Origin of the sequence: Flavobacterium taihuense (assembly GCF_019351435.1) — a bacterium.
In the GTDB taxonomy this organism is placed as follows: Bacteria; Bacteroidota; Bacteroidia; order Flavobacteriales; family Flavobacteriaceae; genus Flavobacterium; species Flavobacterium taihuense.
Window position 1 is genome coordinate 109,529 of the sequence record NZ_JAHWYN010000008.1, and the last position, 17,823, is coordinate 127,351.

Consider the following 17,823-nt stretch of genomic DNA (forward strand, 5'->3'; position numbering starts at 1 on the left):
CCAATGAATGGTATAGGTTCCCTGTGCGAAATAGGAAACCGGGTCTAGCGTTGTCGCGGTGATGACTCCTGCGCAGTTGTCGGTGGCTGTAGGTGCGGTAACCGTTGCAGAGCATTCGCCCGTTACGTCGGCAAGCGTGGCAACGTCAGCCAATGGCGCCGTTACGTCTTTTACAAATACTGTCTGCGTTTGCGCCGAAGTGTTCCCGTTGCCATCACTATAATTCCAATGAATGGTATAGGTTCCCTGTGCGAAATAGGAAACCGGGTCTAGCGTTGTCGCGGTGATGACTCCTGCGCAGTTGTCGGTGGCCGTAGGCGCGATAGCCGTTGCAGAGCATTCGCCCGTTACGTCGGCAAGCGTGGCAACGTCAGCCAATGGCGCCGTTACGTCTTTTACAATTACTGTCTGCGTTTGCGCAGAAGTATTCCCATTGCCGTCATTATAAGTCCAATGAACGGTATAGGTTCCCTGTACGAAATAAGAAACCGGGTCTAGCGTTGTCGCGGTGATGACTCCTGCGCAGTTGTCGGTGGCTGTAGGTGCGGTAACCGTTGCAGAGCATTCGCCCGTTACGTCGGCAAGCATTGCAACGTCAGCCAATGGCGCCGTTACGTCTTTTACAATTACTGTCTGCGTTTGCGCAGAAGTGTTCCCATTGCCGTCATTATAAGTCCAATGAATGGTATAGGTTCCCTGTGCGAAATAGGAAACCGGGTCTAGCGTTGTCGCGGTGATGACTCCTGCGCAGTTGTCGGTGGCTGTAGGTGCGGTAGCCATTGCGGAACATTCGCCCGTTACGTCGGCAAGCGTTGCAACGTCAGCCAATGGCGCCGTTACGTCTTTTACAATTACTGTCTGCGTTTGCGCCGAAGTATTCCCACTGCCGTCATTATAAGTCCAATGAATGGTATAGGTTCCCTGTGCGAAATAAGAAACCGGGTCTAGCGTTGTCGCGGTGATGACTCCTGCGCAGTTATCGGTGGCTGTAGGTGCGGTAACCGTTGCAGAGCATTCGCCCGTTACGTCGGCAAGCGTGGCAACATCAGCCAATGGCGCCGTTACGTCTTTTACAGTTATAGTAAAGCTACAAGAAGCTGTATTGGCAATTGTAGCCCCATCTGTTACTGTCCAAATTACAGTAGTTGTTCCTTTAGGAAACACTGCTCCTGCTAATGATGCTGTATTGTTATAATTGTTTTTGATTGTTGGGCCTGCACAATTATCGGCAAATGCAATTGGATTAAACTCTGTGCCAACCACTGTATAGGCACAACTTCCTGTATTCGCATTTTTTATTTGATTGCTAACACAACTAATAGTAGGAATCTGTGCGTCATTCACAGTAATTGTAAAAGAACAAGTAGAAGAACCGCAAGCTAAAGAAGTAGTTAATACAACATTTGTAATTCCTTTATTAAATATAGCCCCACTGCCCGTACCAGAACCGCTTCCAGTTGTTGCTCCAGTAAAGTTGTATGTTATAGGTCCTGATGCACTAACATTATAATTAACAACTTTTGTGCAAACATCAATATCAGTTGTTGAAACTATATTCGTAGGACAAGTCGAAAATGCTGGGGATACGCACGCCATATAATTTGCACTGTAAGTAAGATTTCCAGAACCTCCAGATCCAGGTGCACAAATTGATAAACTAGTACTTGAAAAACTGGCAGGACCACTCCATCCTGTAAATGCACCACCAATACTATTAAAAGGTGCTGCCGTTAATGTAAAACTCTGCGATGCATTCGCACTGCCAATATTTGTGAAAGTATTATTTACTGTAAATGGTGAGCCTGACACAATCGTCCCCACACCTGAACAAACAGCAGAACCTCCATAAAAAGTTGCTGTTATTACAGCACTTCCACTTGTATTAATTTGGACTCTAATATTACCGTCTGTAAACAGAGTATCAGCGTGATAACCACTAGTTACTCCATCAGCTGTTGCTTTCAAAGTAGATCCCAAACAATCATCCTCACAGACATGCCAAGTAGTTACAAAATCTCCGTTTGCATCAGCAACTACATCCCAATGAAAATGTTCTTCTCCATCGTTAGGTACATCATCAGCATGCATGACTTGTAAAGTAATAGTCTCTCCTGGCAAAAAACCGCTACCAGTAAGAGTTGCAGTAGCTCCTGGGGCATAATCAGCTTGATCAGAAACAAGTGTTTGACCAAAAGATACATTTGCAAAAAATAAATTTGCAATTAAAAAAATAAACGATAAAAATCCAGCATTAGGTAGAAATGTTTTCATATTTAATAATTTAGAATAATAAATAACGAATACAACACTAAAATAATTTATAGCAAAAACAATAGAATGGGGAGTTCTTGTTCTTACTTAATTTGCATAACTATTTTCTTTGGGAAAAGTGGATATTTTTTTGGTTATCATATAAAAAGACAACCTTGTTATGCAATCTTCAAAAATTTTCTTACTAAGCTACATCATTCTTAAAACACAACCTTACTTTTTCTATTATTTTCGATAAAAGGATTTAAAAAAACTTTAAACTGCATTATTTATATTTATATAATAATCAAAAAGATCTATTAAAAAATTTTTAATCAGAAATAAGAACAACCACTTAAAAATCAATGCTTTATTTATTAGTATTTAAGCTATATTTTAATTATTATAAGTATAATCATCCGTATTAAAATTCTATTTTTATGAGTAGATATTGCAAAAAAATCCCAATCTAAACTAGATTGGGATCAAACTTTAAAATCTTAGCAACTAAAAACTATTCCATAAACTTCGAAATACCTTCTTTCAACCAAGCCTCATATTCTTCAACACTCACATAGCTTATGGTAGGTTGCTTCCCGTTGAGATTATTTCCTTGCAAATCAGTCAAAACATATAAAGGTTGCGTATTGGTATTGTATTTTGAAATCATAAAATCAGTCCATTTATCACCAATGGTTTCTATTTCGGCTCCTGTAGATTTAGAAGTAAATTGTTCGCTTTTCGGCAATACTCTTTTATCATCCACATACAATGAAATTACTACAACCTGATTTTTAAGAATTGGAAGTACACTCCTATCCGACCAAACATTGTTCTCCATTTTCCGACAATTCACACAAGCATGTCCTGTGAAATCAAGCATTATTGGTTTATTTACTGTTTTGGCATAAGCCAATCCTTTATCATAATCATCAAAAACAACAATTTGATTTGTCCCTAATTTTGCTCCTTCCGGCAAAATAACCGCTGCTGTACTTCCTGAGTTGGAACCACCTACACCAAGCGGACTTTCACTATATTCCATCGGAGGCGGAAATGCACTTATTAACTTAAGTGGCGCACCCCAAAGTCCTGGTATTAAATAAATGGTAAAAGACAAAACGACCAATCCCAAAGACAATCGCCCTACCGAAATATGAGATAACGGACTGTCATGAGGCAGCGTAATTTTTCCAAATAAATAAAAGGCTAAGGTTCCGAAAATCGCAATCCAAATTACCAAAAACACTTCTCTTTCCAATAAATGCAATTGCAAAACCAAATCAGCATTCGATAAAAATTTGAATGCCAAAGCCAATTCCAGAAATCCTAAAACAACTTTAACGGTATTCAACCAGCCTCCTGATCTTGGCAAAGAATTCAACCAACCCGGGAACATTGCAAAAAGCATAAAAGGCAAGGCCAAAGCCAATGAAAATCCTAACATTCCAACTATGGGAGCGATTCCCCCTTTGGAAGCTGCATCCACTAAAAGCGTTCCCACTATTGGCCCTGTACAAGAAAAAGAAACAATCGCTAAGGCCAATGCCATGAATAATATGCCGATAATCCCTCCTCTATCGGCTTGGCTATCTACTTTATTTGCCCAAGAATGAGGCAGCATAATTTCAAAAGCTCCCAAAAATGAAGTCGCAAATACAACTAACAAGATAAAGAATAGGATATTAAACCAAACATTGGTTGACAAAGCATTAAGCGCATCGGCACCAAAACCCCAAGTAACCAAGAACCCCAACAATACATAAATTAGAATAATCGAAATTCCATAAATAATCGCATTTCTGATTCCTGCAGCTTTATTTTTACTCTGCTTGGTAAAAAAACTAACAGTCATTGGAATCATTGGAAACACACAAGGAGTCAATAAAGCCGCAAAACCAGAGAAAAAGGCGATAAAGAAAATAGACCACAATCCTCTTTGTGAAGTTGGTTTTGGTTGTTCAACAGCCTTTTTTGCAATTGCTTCTGCAGTTTCATTTTTCACTACAGAAAAAGTTTTTTTTGTATCGCCCTTAGCTGTATCCAATTTCACAACTGCAGCTGGGGCAGTAAGAGTTGTTATCGCTTCATTACTAGATATTTTAAATGTAAGTTTCTTTTCCAGATTGATGCATACTTCTTTACAAACCTGATAATTCAATTCAGCTTGAATAGTAGTAGTCTTTGGATTTACTAGCGTTATTTCTTGCTTAATCTGGGCTTTATCATGAAAGAACGTTTCGTTTACGCCAAAGACATCATTAAAAGCCGTCGTCGTTTTACTTTCTTTGGCTTTTCCAACTAAATCAAAATTCCCTTTTTGATCTTTAAAAATAACCTCCAAAGGCAATGGTCCTCCATCGGGAGTAAATTGCGAATACAAATGCCAATCTTTTTCGATTACACCATTAAAAGTCAAAACATAATTGGTTTCCGATTTCTTTTCGATTGAAGTAGTCCATTTTACCGGGTCTAAAACTTGAGCATTTACTTTGGCAAATGCTAAAAAAGCAAAAAGTATAAAAAATATTTTCTTCATTATAAATATCTAAATTAAATCTATTTTGAGTATGTTTTGTGTTGCGTTTGTTGTTCTAAATCTATGATCAGCTCTCATTCCTACAATCCAAACTATTTGATCGTTTGAACATAAAAGCCAAGTGTTTTCCTTTTCTATCAAGGATAATTTTTCGTCTTTAAAAAGTTTACTCACTTTCTTTGACCTACCATCCATCCCAAAAGGCATAAAAACATCTCCTGTTTTCCAATTGCGCAACAGCAAAGGATAAACTAATTGATCAGCGTCGACAAAGATAGTTTTATTTGTAGCAACCGAAATGTCAGTTACTTTACTAAACGAGATATTTAAGGGAATCTTAACTTCTGTTTGATTTTCATTAACAAAAAACTCTTTCTGAGTTTCTGAATGGATAATAGGTGACAATATTAAAAAATCCCTGTCTTTTAACAGACGAAAATCAACAGCAAAAACCTGCTTACCTGATTGGCTATCAACCAAATCATAAATATCATTCCAGGCTGTAAAACCAAATTCTTTGAGCCATTGGTACAAATACGACCGATAGTTAGGCAATTTTAGCAACTGATTCAAATCAAAATGGATTGTATCCCCTTCCTCGCTAGCCACTTGCTGATAAACCATAACAGCTGCATCTTCGACCATAGCCAATGATTCCTGCAAATAACTTTCGGTCTTCAAAAACGAAGTTATAAGATTAGGATTCAATTCCTTCAGAACGGGAATCAAATGATGCCTTATTTTATTTCTTAAATATTTATCCGATGCATTACTGCTGTCCTCTCGCCATTGAATATTATGTTGCTTTGCATAATTCTCAATTTCTAGTCGGGAAGAGAAAAGTAAAGGTCGAATAATTTTATCATTTTGCTCCGGAATACCAGTCAATCCTTCTAATCCAGTTCCTCGCGTGAGATTAATCAAAAAAGTTTCTAAATTATCATCCGCATGATGAGCTGTGAGTATGAAATCAAATTTTTCAGTATCTAATAACTCATAAAACCAATTGTATCGTAACTCTCTTGCAGCCACTTGAGTCGATAATTTATAATCTTTGGAGAAAGCCTCAGTATCAAATTGTGTTACAAAAATGGGAATTGCATGAGCCTCGGCATAATCTTGTATGAACTTTTGATCTCCAAAACTTTCCACTCCACGAAGCTGAAAATTACAATGAGCAATAGTAATATCATATTCTAATTCTAGAAATAAATCCAATAAAACCATGCTGTCCAAACCACCACTTACAGCAAGAAGTAGTTTTTTTTGTTTCAAAAAAGGAATTTCTTTATCGATATGATTTTGAAGTGTATTTTTCATACGAAGTTACTATTGTTTTTTTTTTAAAGGATTCCGAAAGCTATCGAGAGGTCGCAACATTTTTCATTTCAGTCCACATTTTTAAATTATGGTGATTTTATATATCAAAAATACTGATTATTATTTAATCCAATGAAAGCCCACTCACTTACTGCAAAACTTCTAGCATCGCATTTGCTTTAAGCAAACATTCATCGTATTCTTTTTCTGGAATAGATAATGAAGTTATGGCACTTCCAACAGAGAAAGACACATATTTATTTTCTTGATTGTAGAGAATACTGCGAATAACTACATTAAAATCGAAGTCTCCATTGGGTGAAAAATAACCTACTGCTCCACTATACAACCCTCGCCTGGTTTCCTCAAGTTCTTCAATTATTTTCATTGCAGCAAACTTAGGAGCTCCCGTCATACTTCCCATAGGGAATGTGGTTCTAATCGTATCTACAGCTGTATATTGAGGATCAATTTTAGACGATATGGTCGAAATCATTTGGTGTACCTGCAAGAAAGAATAAATTCCGCATAGCTCTTTCACTTCAACGGATGCTTTTTGGGCTGTTCGAGATAAATCATTACGAACCAAGTCGGTTATCATAATATTTTCGGCCCTTTCTTTAGGATCTTGAGCCAAAGTATTTTTAGAATTTTCATCTTCCAATGGATCAGAAAATCGTTTGGAAGTTCCTTTTATAGGTTGTGAAATTAAACTTTCTCCTTCCTTTTTCAAATAACGCTCCGGTGATGCCGAAATTAAAAATTGCTTGTTATTTTTAAAAAACACAGAAAACGGAGCCTGCGAAATTTCATTAAGTCTAAAGAATTTTTCCAATGGATTGATTATGGCATTTTGAGCAAAAAATTCCATACAAAAATTAGCTTCATACAAATCTCCGTGATAGATATGTTTCAACAATTTGGAAACTTTCTCTATGTAATTTTGATTCGAAATTCGTTGTTCAATAGCTATTTTATTTTGATTTTCGATTCTCGAAATTTGACTCTTAATTATCTCATCAAAATCATCTTCAACTTCATCATCACACATATTTAGATATTGAATCTCAAGTTGATTTCCTATTAATAAAAACAACTTTTTAGGCTGAAAAAAGAATAAATCAGGAAAATCCAAACCATCAAAATTATTGGATTGCAAATGCTCTACACCGTTTTTTAAATCATAAGACAAATAGCCAAACAACCAATCTTTGGATGTTTGTTGGTATTGCTTTAAATCCTCGAAAGCATTGTGGTAATCCGTTTTTATGGACGTAAAAGCATCAACCGCCAAGACGCAATCGAAACTAGAATATTCATTAGAAAATGAATTGCTATCCAGAAAAGTTATTTCTCGAAATTGTTGTCCCCAAGCGACAAGCTGCTGCTTGAACAGCAATGGTTTTTCAATAAATTTATAAATGGAAGTTCTCAAAAATTAATCTGTTTATGGACTTCAAAATTACAACAAAAAAAATCGCTTCTCAAGTAGAAATTTCATAAAACTGATCCTTAGTTAAATAAATATTAAAAAAGTTTTTACTTGTTAAAACGTTATATATTTGATACAGAATTCAAGCTTAAAAATTTAAAACCAATTACACGAAAGAAAACAATCATCAATCCTTAAATCCTAATTTATGAACAAAATCGCAAAACGAAGCTTATTCTTATTGGCCGCAATTACCCTAATCATCAGCTGCAAAAAAAGTGAAGTTGCCAGCGAAGAATTAACCTCAGACATCGCTGTGAAAGCTGACAGTATTTCCTCCTCGGCAGCAGTTGAAAAAGAAGGCAGTACTCGAAAATTTATTCGTACCGCCGATTTAAAATTCAAAGTCAAAAATGTAACCCAATCTACCTATACCATCGAAAACATCACCAATAAGTTTGATGGATTTGTTACCTACACCAATTTACAAAGCAACATTATTGATAAATTTGAAACCAAAATAAGTCAAGATAGCACTCTCGAAACGACCCGTTACAACGTAGAAAACAATATCACGATAAGAGTGCCTAACAAGCGTCTTGATACAGTCATCAAATCTATTTCAAAACAAATTGATTTTCTCGATTACCGCATTATAAAAGCAGATGATGTTTCCCTAAAAATACTATCAAATCAGCTTTCCCAAAAAAGAAGTAGCACTAATGAAAAAAGAGTGGAAAAGGCTATCGACACAAAAGGAAAAAAAATCAGCGATATTATGGAGGCCGAAAATAATTTGGCTAACCAAAAAGAACAAAATGACAATTCCAAACTGGAAAATTTATCAATCCAAGACCAAATAAACTTTAGTACGCTGACCATTCAAATATACCAACATGAATCGGTAAAACAAGAAATGATTGCCAACACTAAGGATTACAACTACTACAAACCCAATATTGGAATTCGCATCATCGATTCTTTAAAAACTGGTTGGTACGTTCTACTCGATGTTATTGTTTTTATAATAGAAATCTGGTGGTTCCTATTTATCGTCATTGGAGGATTCTTTCTTTACAAAAAGTATCTCAAAAAGCAATAGAGGATACAAACACAATAAAAAAAACTATATTTAATCCAATAGTCAATTACTATATCCAGCAAAGCCAAAAAACTAGAAAAGTTTATGGCTTCACTCGATATGCTTAACATACCATCACAAAAACAAAAAACACATAAATACCTCAATTCTAAGAAATTATCACTAATAAAATAATAAAAACTTAATAAATAAGAAAAAATTTAACTAAATTTGTTATTGAAATGGACTTAGTTTTCAGCCTCCGAAAGCTATCAATGTAAGTAAATGGATGAAAAGATGATTACCCTTGTGATCACATATTATCGCTTAAACATTTAACTTCTTAAATACTCGAAATATGAAAACTGCAACTTTCTTTATTCGCACAATAATTGGCTTATTATTAATTTGTATAGCAATAGCCTATTTTTTCAACTTAATGCCTGAACTAGAAAGCACAGAAAATTTCAAAGCTTTCAATGTTGGATTGATTTCTTCAGTTTATCTAATGCCATTGATTAAAACAATCGTATTATTATGTGGAATTTCATACCTCACTGGTCAATACGTAGTCTTATCCAATATCATTATTTTACCGGTAAGCACAAATATATTATTCATCGATTTCTTTTTAAATCCAAACGGATTGCCACTTGCTATATTTATTTTTTTCGGAAATTTATTTTTAATATATGCCCATAGAAAAAGTTATAAAAATCTGTTTACCAGAAAATCCGTAATGCATTTTGATTAAAAAAAACTATATTTGAATATAAAAAATAACAAATCACCCTCAAATCAAAACCTATAAACTTATGAAAATTGCCACTATTATTATCCGTTCATTAATTGGACTATTGTTGTTATTTGCTTCAATAAGTTATTTTTTGCATTTATTTCCAGAACCTCCTTTGACAGGGAACATGAAACTCTTCAATGATGGAATTAAGGCATCAGGGTATTTGATGCCCTTGGTAAAAACAATAGAACTTATTTGCGGACTGTCTTTTGTAATTGGAAAATTCAACAAACTAACTTTCATCCTATTGATGCCAATTTCAGTCAATATTATTTGCACACATCTATTTCTGGCTCCAGAAGGTATTCCGGTCGCCAGTTTTTTATTCTTGGGAAACATATTCCTGATTTATACCAAATGGGATAGTTACAAAGGATTATTTACTGCATAAATAGAAAATACTTGAAACAAAAATCCCGTCTCATTTTATAACGAGACGGGACTTTTTATTTTTAATAGTTTAAACTATACGTGTAAAGCTCTATTATCTGTTGCTGCTAATGCTGCTTCTTTTATCGCTTCCGCAAATGTTGGATGTGCATGTGACATTCTTGAAATATCTTCGGCAGAAGCCTTGAATTCCATTGCAGTAACTGCTTCAGCAATCAAATCTGCAGTTCTAGCACCAATCATATGTACTCCTAGAACTTCATCTGTTTTGGCATCAGCAAGGATTTTTACAAATCCATCCAAATCTCCACTTGCTCTGGCACGACCTAATGCTTTGAACGGAAAACTTCCCACTTTATATTCTGCACCAGCTGCTTTCAATTGCTCCTCTGTTTGTCCAACAGCAGCAACCTCAGGCCAAGTATAAACCACACCAGGAATCAAATTATAATCAATATGCGGTTTTTGACCAGCTATGATTTCAGCCACCATAGTTCCTTCTTCTTCCGCTTTGTGAGCCAACATAGCCCCACGAACCACATCACCAATAGCATAGATATTAGGAACTGATGTTTGTAAATGATCGTTTACTTCCACTTGCCCTCTATCCGATATTTTAACACCTGCTTTATCTGCATGCAATCCATCTGTATATGGACGACGACCTACTGACACTAAAGAGTAATCACCCTCTAAAGTAATCGTTTCACCTTTGGCATTTTCAGCTTGAACAATTACCGTATCACCATTTCTTTCTACCGATTTCACTTTATGCGAAACGTAGAACTTCATTCCTTGTTTTTTCAAGACTTTGGTCAATTCTTTAGACAAAGCCCCATCCATTCCTGGAATAATTCTGTCCATGAATTCCACAACCGAAACCTGCGCCCCTAATCGTAAATACACTTGACCTAACTCAATACCAATAACACCACCACCTATAATCACAAGGTGTTTAGGCACTTCTTTGAGAGCCAAAGCTTCTGTTGAAGTGATTATTCTTTCTTTATCAATTTTGATAAAAGGCAAAGAAGAAGGTTTTGAACCTGTAGCAATAATGATATTCTTAGCTTCAATCGTTTCTGATGTTCCATCGGCTTTTGCAATCGCAACATGAGTAGCATCCACAAAAGATCCTAAACCATTAAAAACAGTCACTTTATTTTTATCCATCAAGAAATTAATACCTCCCGATGTCTGATCCACTACACTCTGTTTGCGAGCAATCATTTTCTCCAGATTCACTTTTACTTCACCCGAAACTTCAATTCCGTGATCCGCAAAATGCTTGATTTCTGCATAATGATGAGAAGATGACAACAATGCTTTTGATGGAATACATCCTACATTTAAGCAAGTTCCCCCAAGAGTGGAGTATTTTTCTATAATGGCAGTTTTGAAACCCAATTGTGCACAACGAATAGCTGAAACATATCCGCCTGGCCCAGAACCTATAATGACTACGTCAAATGAACTCATAGTATCTAATTTTTATTTTTAGTGATGCAAAATTAAGGAATAAAGTTTTGTTTAAAGTTTAATTTTCGAGGTTTTTTGTTCGGATTATAACGATTTCATCAAGAATTATAGCCAAACCTTTTAAATAAAACAACAAATCACAATTTAGATTAAAAAGCAATCAGTAATTCTAAAAAGTATCTCTAAAACTTTAAAACAATTTTCCAAACCAAATTATTTTTAGTTCTAAATAACAAACACCCTCACAACAAAAAACACAACAGATTAAATTACAACTAATTAAATAAAAAAAAAAAAAACACAAATAGTTTCTTTCTTTTTGTTAAATAAGAAAAAGTTACAAACACTACAACGAAATAGTAACCTTACAAAAACAAAACCTGTAATTTTAATGTTAATTAAATATACATTTAACAAAAAATTACAATATAAATGAGAAAATAATTAAGTCATGAAAAAAAACCTACTATTATTTTATGCCCTATTAATTCCTTTTGTTTTTTTAAAAGCACAAGTAAATACCTCCTATTTATGGCACCTGCATCAGCCAACTTATTGGGGAGATGTTAGTAAAAAAAATCCAAATCGGTATCAGATCGTAAAAGAATCCCAAGATCTAAAAGTTTCTGGTGCCAATAACGACAAAAACGGACTTGCTCACCCTACAAACAACCTGGAAGAAATTTTTGGTATTGGCGATCGGGTAGCCGCTTATCAATTTGCCCCAAAAAATGCTATTAATTCCATCCGGGATTTACCCAAAGCAGGAGCACAAATCACCTACGGAGGGTCATTGATGGAAAACATTAATGAACTGGCACAAGCCAATCAATGGGGATACTCAAATTCTTGGGCACAAAACATTAAAGATGCTAAAGCATGGAAAACTTCTGGTGGTTTCGCACGCATGGAAGTGGTTTCCTTTACAATGCATCATGCACTTTCTCCATTATTAAGTGATGAAGCCCTAAAAAAAGAAATAAAAGCACATCAATATTACTCGGCACAGTTATTTGGATCTCACGATTCAAAAGGATATTGGCCAGCTGAATGCGCTTTCTCTGAAAGAATTATAAAAACATTAACCGAATGTGGTATTGAATGGTCGGTGATAGCCAACAGTCATTTATCCAGAACTTTATCTGACTATCCTGTGAAATATGGTTCTGGCGGAACTATGTGTGATCTTCCTAACAAAGCAGATCAGGTAGACACAAAAGGAAATACCTGGTTTTCTGCTCAAAAAGATGCCCGTGGCGGTCAGTTTGCGATTCCCTATTCTTATCTTCCTTATAAGGCAAAATATGTAGATCCAGAAACCGCGAAGGAATACAAAATCACAGTAGTTCCTATGGCAGATTACGAAAGTTATGAAGATGGATATGCAGCGATTGGTACTTCTTTAATAGATCCAATTGTAGCCAAAGCTTCAACATCTCCAAGACGCCCATTAGTTTTATTTGCCCACGATGGAGATAATGCCTGGGGAGGTGGCTCTTCCTATTACAACGAATCAGTTACAGGATTTTCGCATGCATCGGCAGCTAATGGAAATATCCCAACGACAATACCGCAGTATTTACAAGACAATCCTGTTCCAGAATCAGAAGTAGTCCATGTGGAAGATGGTGCTTGGGTAAATGCAGATGGCGATTTTGGACACCCACAATTTACAAACTGGTTATGGCCATTCTTTGATCCGGTTTCAAAAAAATTCAATCCAAATGGCTGGACCGAAGACATGATGAACCAAGCCATAACTACTGCAGGTGAAAACCATGCTATCATGGCAGAGCAACTAGAAGGAAACAACCTTAGAATGAGCGAAATTGTAAATCCAACTGCTGCTATAAGTCCAGCTGAAAAAGCATGGCACTTTTTGATGGCTGGCTATGACAGTGGAAATGCTTATTACGGTCTGGCCGAAGACTTAGAAATAAAAACAACGCTTGCCGTTAACCGATGTGTGCAATTTGCAAAACCAACCCTTGACGCCCACCCTGGTGTTGATTCAACAAAACCTTCAGTATTTATTCCGCAACGTTGGCCTTATAATCCAGGTGAAAAAGGATATGGAGCGCCTTATGCCTACAAGGATTTCTTGAATTCAGCCGACTTTACTGTTTATACTTTTGCTTATGATGTGAGTGGCATTCAAAAGTCAGAATTAAAATACAGAATTGATATGGATGGTAAAAACACTGTTAGTTCAAATCAAAACGAAATTTACGCAGGTGGTAGCGAAGTTGGAGCATGGATATCATTGCCAATGACCGAAAGAGTTTTTCCAAAAGGAAATTTCACCAATAGCACACAAGCCGATTTATACATGTTGCCAGACGTAATTGCCAGTCAATATTCTGCTGAAATTGCAGGAATATCAGAAAAATTATTAGATTATTATGTTGAAGTGACTGATAAAAAAGGAAACATAACTAAATCAAAAATTCAACATGTATGGGTTGGAAAAAATCTGGATGTAGCTCCAAAAGTTGCTTTTACTCCTGACACTACTAACTCGCCAACAGCTTTTGATATAACTATTACGGCTACAGACAGCACGGATCCAAAACCAAAATTGTATTACACAACAGATGGCTCTACTCCTACTCTTACATCGTCATTTGCTGAATCTACAAAAACAATTACCATCGCTCAAACTACAACAGTTAAAGCTTTTGCTGTAGATAATGAAGGAAACCAATCTGAAATTATCACAAAAACATACACGATTGGAGCAATCCCAGAATTCACAGTTTATTTTAAAAAACCGTCCAATTGGAATGCTGCCGTAAAAATATACTACTGGTTACCAACTGGTACTGCTCCAGCGGTAACTTACCCAGGAGTGGCAATGACAAAGGATTGCGGAGATTGGTATAAATACACTTTCCCATCAACTGTAACTGCATCAAATTTATTATTCAATGATGGAACATTAAAAACAGCAGACTTAACAGCAACTGCGGGAATTAAATATTATGATTCCGCTTGGCTGTCTGCCGAACCAACCAACAGATGTCCCGTTATTGCGCCAGATTTCACCAACTCACAAGCAGGAGGAACTTTTACAACAGGAACAACCGTAAATATTGTTTTGACCGCTAATGAAACAACTTCGACTATTTATTACACATTAGACGGAACCACACCAACAACGGCTTCTCCGTCTGCAATTGGAAGTAAAACATTCTCTTTAACAAGCACAACAACTCTTAAGGCATTTGTCAAAAATGTGGCCGGTATTAGTTCTGCTATTAAAACAGAAACTTATACGTTTAACGCTCCAACGACATTCACAGTTTATTTTAAAAAACCGTCCAATTGGAATGCTGCCGTAAAAATATACTACTGGTTACCAACTGGTACTGCTCCAGCGGTAACTTACCCAGGAGTGGCAATGACAAAGGATTGCGGAGATTGGTATAAATACACTTTCCCATCAACTGTAACTGCATCAAATTTATTATTCAATGATGGAACTCTAAAAACAGCAGACTTAACAGCAACTGCGGGAATTAAATATTATGATTCCGCTTGGCTGTCTGCCGAACCAACCAACAGATGTCCCGTTATTGCGCCAGATTTCACCAACTCACAAGCAGGAGGAACTTTTACAACAGGAACAACCGTAAATATTGTTTTGACCGCTAATGAAACAACTTCGACTATTTATTACACATTAGACGGAACAACACCCACAATGGCTTCTCCGTCTGCAATTGGAAGTAAATCATTCGCGTTAACAAGCACAAAGACCGTTAAGGCTTTTGTCAAAAATGTAGCCGGAATAAGTTCTGCCGTTAAAACTGAAACTTATACTTTTAGTGCAGCAACCACTCTTACTGTTTACTTTAAACCACCAACAAGCTGGACATCTGCCCCTAAATTGCATTATTGGAATGCTGTTCCTTCAGGAAGTGTCGCTAACACAACTTGGCCTGGGGTAACGATGATTGCTCACACAAACGGTTTTTATAAATACACTATTACAGGTCCTACATCTGTAAATATAATTTTCAATAATGGCTCAAGTGGTTCCGCAAATCAAACACCCGATTTACTAAACAAAACAAATGGCTACTCTTATACTTGGGGTGTAACTACCGCTAAAGAGGAGAATAATTTGGGATTAACAACCCAAAAACAAGAAACTTATCTTATCCGTTTATATCCAAATCCGGTAAATGAGACATTGCAAATCAGTTCAACGAGTCCAATAAATAATTACACTATCATTTCTGCACAGGGAAGTATTGTTCAAGAAGGAAAGCTAAACGTAAACACCATTGATGTAAGTCGTTTAAGCGTTGGACTTTATTTTATTGTCATCCGATTAGAAAACGGAGAAGAAACCATGCAAAAAATCATTAAAAAATAAGTTCCTACCTTTTATTTCAAAGGATCTTTAAAATAAAAAAGCCGTTCTGAGATTGTTTCAGAACGGCTTTTATGTTTTAACAACTTTACTAAACTTCTTGATTATTCAGCTTACTGTTTTTACGGCTAAAGCCAAAGTAAATAACCAATCCGAAAAGCAACCAAATTCCGAAATAAATCCAGTTCCAAACACTTAACTCCGCCATCATATACAAACAACAAATTAAACCCAAAAGCGGAATCAAAGATAGATTTTCTTTATGAGACCAAAATACAAGTCCAACGATGACAATCAAGAAAATCCACATTGGAATCTTGTGTTTGAACAAATCAAAACCGCTTTCATATTTTATAGAATCAGAAATAGGCAATCCCGCTACAACCGACTCATATTTAGCGTCATCTTCCTGATATTGGCTCAATAAATGCTCCACATCCAGTTTTTCGGTTGCATTTGTTTTTCCTTCAATGCTTACCAAATAATCATACACTTTTTGTGTTTCTTCTTTATTTAATGAAGTAATAATAGATTCCGAATTATTCGTTTTGGTTTCATTCATAATAAAACCCATTGTCGCTTTTTTGTTGTAACCAAAAGAGAAAATCAAAGCAATAACGATTAAGGCAGGAAAAATATATTTGGAATTGATATACGGTGTTTTAAATTTTCCTCTTGGAATATCAGTTCTATTTTGCAAAGCAAGAACACCTGCACAAACCAAAACAAAGGCAAACAAAGTACCAATACTGCATAAATCCGTAACCATGGTCAAATTCATAAACAAAGCAGGAACAGCAACAACAAAACCTACTACGATAGTTGCAAAAGAAGGTGTTTTAAACTTTGGATGCACCGTTGCAAATTTCTTTGGTAATAATCCATCACGACTCATACTCATCCAGATACGCGGTTGTCCCATTTGAAAAACCAACAATACGCTTGCCATCGCCACAACAGCACTTACAGCAATAATTCCTGACATCCATTTCAAATGCAATTCATCAAACACAAAAGCCAATGGATCACCTACATTCAATGTGCTGTAACTCACCATTCCGGTAAGTACTAATGCAATAGCAATGTATAAAATAGTACAAATAACAATAGCCCACATCATTCCGCGAGGTAAATCACGCTGTGGATCTTTACATTCCTCAGCAGTTGTCGAAATAGCATCAAAACCAATATAAGCAAAGAACACGGCCGACACACCTTTCAAGACTCCAGAAACTCCATTTGGTGCAAAAGGATGCCAATTTGTTGTATCTACATAAAATATCCCAACAGCAATAACCAAAAGGACGATGCACAATTTTACAACAACCATTATATTACTAGCATTACGGGATTCTTTCATACCACGATAAATTAATGCGGTAATCAAGATAATAATTAACAATGCTGGTAAGTCCGCTACTAAATGAAAAGAACCAATCATAGGCGACGTTGTCCAAGCCATATAAGCGTTTTGTAAACCCGAACTTAAATTTTCAAAAGTCTTCCCTCCTTCCATCAAGGCCGTTGCATCTTTAAAACCATTAGAAGCTGTTAAATAATCCATTTGAACCCATTGTGGTAAATCGATCCCCCCGCTGGAGAGCAATCCCGTAAAGTAATCGCTCCAAGATATGGCAACCGTTATATTTCCAACCGAGTATTCCATAATCAATGCCCAACCAATTATCCAAGCGATGATTTCTCCAAAAGCGACATACGAATAGGTATAGGCGCTCCCGGAGACTGGAACCATCGAAGCGAATTCTGCATAAGCAAAGGCGGCAAAACTGCAGGCAATTGCGGTGAACAAAAATAGGAAAATTACGGCAGGACCTCCATCAAAACTAGCTTTCCCGATAGTACTAAAAATACCGGCCCCAACAATTGCGGCAATTCCAAAAGCAGTTAAATCTTTAGCTGTTAAATGCTTGCCTAGGGCTTCATGCCCATCCAAATTATTTTTTTCGACCTGTTTTAAGATATCCTGAACTGTTTTTTTTCTAAAAAGCCCTTTTAATGCCATATTGTAAATTTTATCGTTAAAAACTAATTAATTGTATATTTTGCAATAATTTTTAAATAAAAAAGAAAAATTATTAAAGTCCAAATATATAAAACAAATTTAATCTTTGAAGTCCAGATTATGATTTTTTAT

10 protein-coding genes are annotated in these 17,823 nt (G+C 36.0%); 4 read left to right on the forward strand and 6 right to left on the reverse strand.

The window, feature by feature from the left end:
- From KZH69_RS10910 to KZH69_RS10925, 4 genes are all read right to left on the reverse strand, one after another.
- Nucleotides 1–2,271, reverse strand: a 2,271-nt coding sequence (locus KZH69_RS10910; protein ID WP_219317475.1) for an HYR-like domain-containing protein, incomplete at its 3' end; no start/stop codon positions are given.
- A gap of 493 nt (nt 2,272–2,764) precedes the next feature.
- On the reverse strand, nt 2,765–4,789 hold the full coding sequence (locus KZH69_RS10915; protein WP_219317476.1) for a protein-disulfide reductase DsbD family protein: 2,025 nt from the start codon (nt 4,787–4,789) through the stop codon (nt 2,765–2,767).
- Nucleotides 4,790–4,798: 9 nt separating this feature from the next.
- Nucleotides 4,799–6,109, reverse strand: coding sequence for a tRNA lysidine(34) synthetase TilS (gene tilS / locus KZH69_RS10920; protein ID WP_219317477.1), 1,311 nt, complete (start codon nt 6,107–6,109; stop codon nt 4,799–4,801).
- 148 nt (nt 6,110–6,257) lie between these two features.
- Complete coding sequence (locus KZH69_RS10925) at nt 6,258–7,544, reverse strand: anthranilate synthase component I family protein (RefSeq protein ID WP_219317478.1); 1,287 nt, start codon at nt 7,542–7,544, stop codon at nt 6,258–6,260.
- A 205-nt stretch (nt 7,545–7,749) separates the two neighbouring features.
- On the opposite strand from KZH69_RS10925, the gene KZH69_RS10930 reads away from it, so the two are divergent.
- The 3 genes from KZH69_RS10930 to KZH69_RS10940 all read left to right on the forward strand — a co-directional run bounded on the left by KZH69_RS10930 (nt 7,750) and on the right by KZH69_RS10940 (nt 9,812).
- Nucleotides 7,750–8,643, forward strand: coding sequence for a DUF4349 domain-containing protein (locus KZH69_RS10930; RefSeq protein ID WP_219317479.1), 894 nt, complete (start codon nt 7,750–7,752; stop codon nt 8,641–8,643).
- Between the two features lie 337 nt (nt 8,644–8,980).
- Complete coding sequence (locus KZH69_RS10935; protein ID WP_219317480.1) at nt 8,981–9,376, forward strand: DoxX family protein; 396 nt, start codon at nt 8,981–8,983, stop codon at nt 9,374–9,376.
- Nucleotides 9,377–9,437: 61 nt separating this feature from the next.
- On the forward strand, nt 9,438–9,812 hold the full coding sequence (locus KZH69_RS10940) for a DoxX family protein (protein ID WP_219317481.1): 375 nt from the start codon (nt 9,438–9,440) through the stop codon (nt 9,810–9,812).
- 74 nt (nt 9,813–9,886) lie between these two features.
- Here the strand turns inward: KZH69_RS10940 and lpdA are convergent, their stop codons facing one another.
- Nucleotides 9,887–11,290 carry a dihydrolipoyl dehydrogenase gene (lpdA, locus tag KZH69_RS10945; protein WP_219317482.1) on the reverse strand — a complete coding sequence of 468 codons (1,404 nt, stop codon included), beginning with the start codon at nt 11,288–11,290 and terminating at the stop codon, nt 9,887–9,889.
- A gap of 451 nt (nt 11,291–11,741) precedes the next feature.
- On the opposite strand from lpdA, the gene KZH69_RS10950 reads away from it, so the two are divergent.
- Nucleotides 11,742–15,671, forward strand: a complete 3,930-nt coding sequence (locus tag KZH69_RS10950) for a starch-binding protein (protein ID WP_219317483.1) — start codon at nt 11,742–11,744, stop codon at nt 15,669–15,671.
- Between the two features lie 88 nt (nt 15,672–15,759).
- Here the strand turns inward: KZH69_RS10950 and KZH69_RS10955 are convergent, their stop codons facing one another.
- Nucleotides 15,760–17,691, reverse strand: coding sequence for an amino acid permease (locus tag KZH69_RS10955; protein ID WP_219317484.1), 1,932 nt, complete (start codon nt 17,689–17,691; stop codon nt 15,760–15,762).
- Nucleotides 17,692–17,823 lie beyond the last annotated feature (132 nt).

What these genes read in the sequence shown, in the direction of transcription:
- KZH69_RS10915 (WP_219317476.1), bottom strand. Translation starts at nt 4,789, where the DNA reads ATGAAGAAAATATTTTTTATACTTTTTGCTTTTTTAGCATTTGCCAAA.
- tilS (WP_219317477.1), bottom strand. Translation starts at nt 6,109, where the DNA reads ATGAAAAATACACTTCAAAATCATATCGATAAAGAAATTCCTTTTTTG.
- KZH69_RS10930 (WP_219317479.1), top strand. Translation starts at nt 7,750, where the DNA reads ATGAACAAAATCGCAAAACGAAGCTTATTCTTATTGGCCGCAATTACC.
- KZH69_RS10935 (WP_219317480.1), top strand. Translation starts at nt 8,981, where the DNA reads ATGAAAACTGCAACTTTCTTTATTCGCACAATAATTGGCTTATTATTA.
- KZH69_RS10940 (WP_219317481.1), top strand. Translation starts at nt 9,438, where the DNA reads ATGAAAATTGCCACTATTATTATCCGTTCATTAATTGGACTATTGTTG.
- lpdA (WP_219317482.1), bottom strand. Translation starts at nt 11,290, where the DNA reads ATGAGTTCATTTGACGTAGTCATTATAGGTTCTGGGCCAGGCGGATAT.
- KZH69_RS10950 (WP_219317483.1), top strand. Translation starts at nt 11,742, where the DNA reads ATGAAAAAAAACCTACTATTATTTTATGCCCTATTAATTCCTTTTGTT.
- KZH69_RS10955 (WP_219317484.1), bottom strand. Translation starts at nt 17,691, where the DNA reads ATGGCATTAAAAGGGCTTTTTAGAAAAAAAACAGTTCAGGATATCTTA.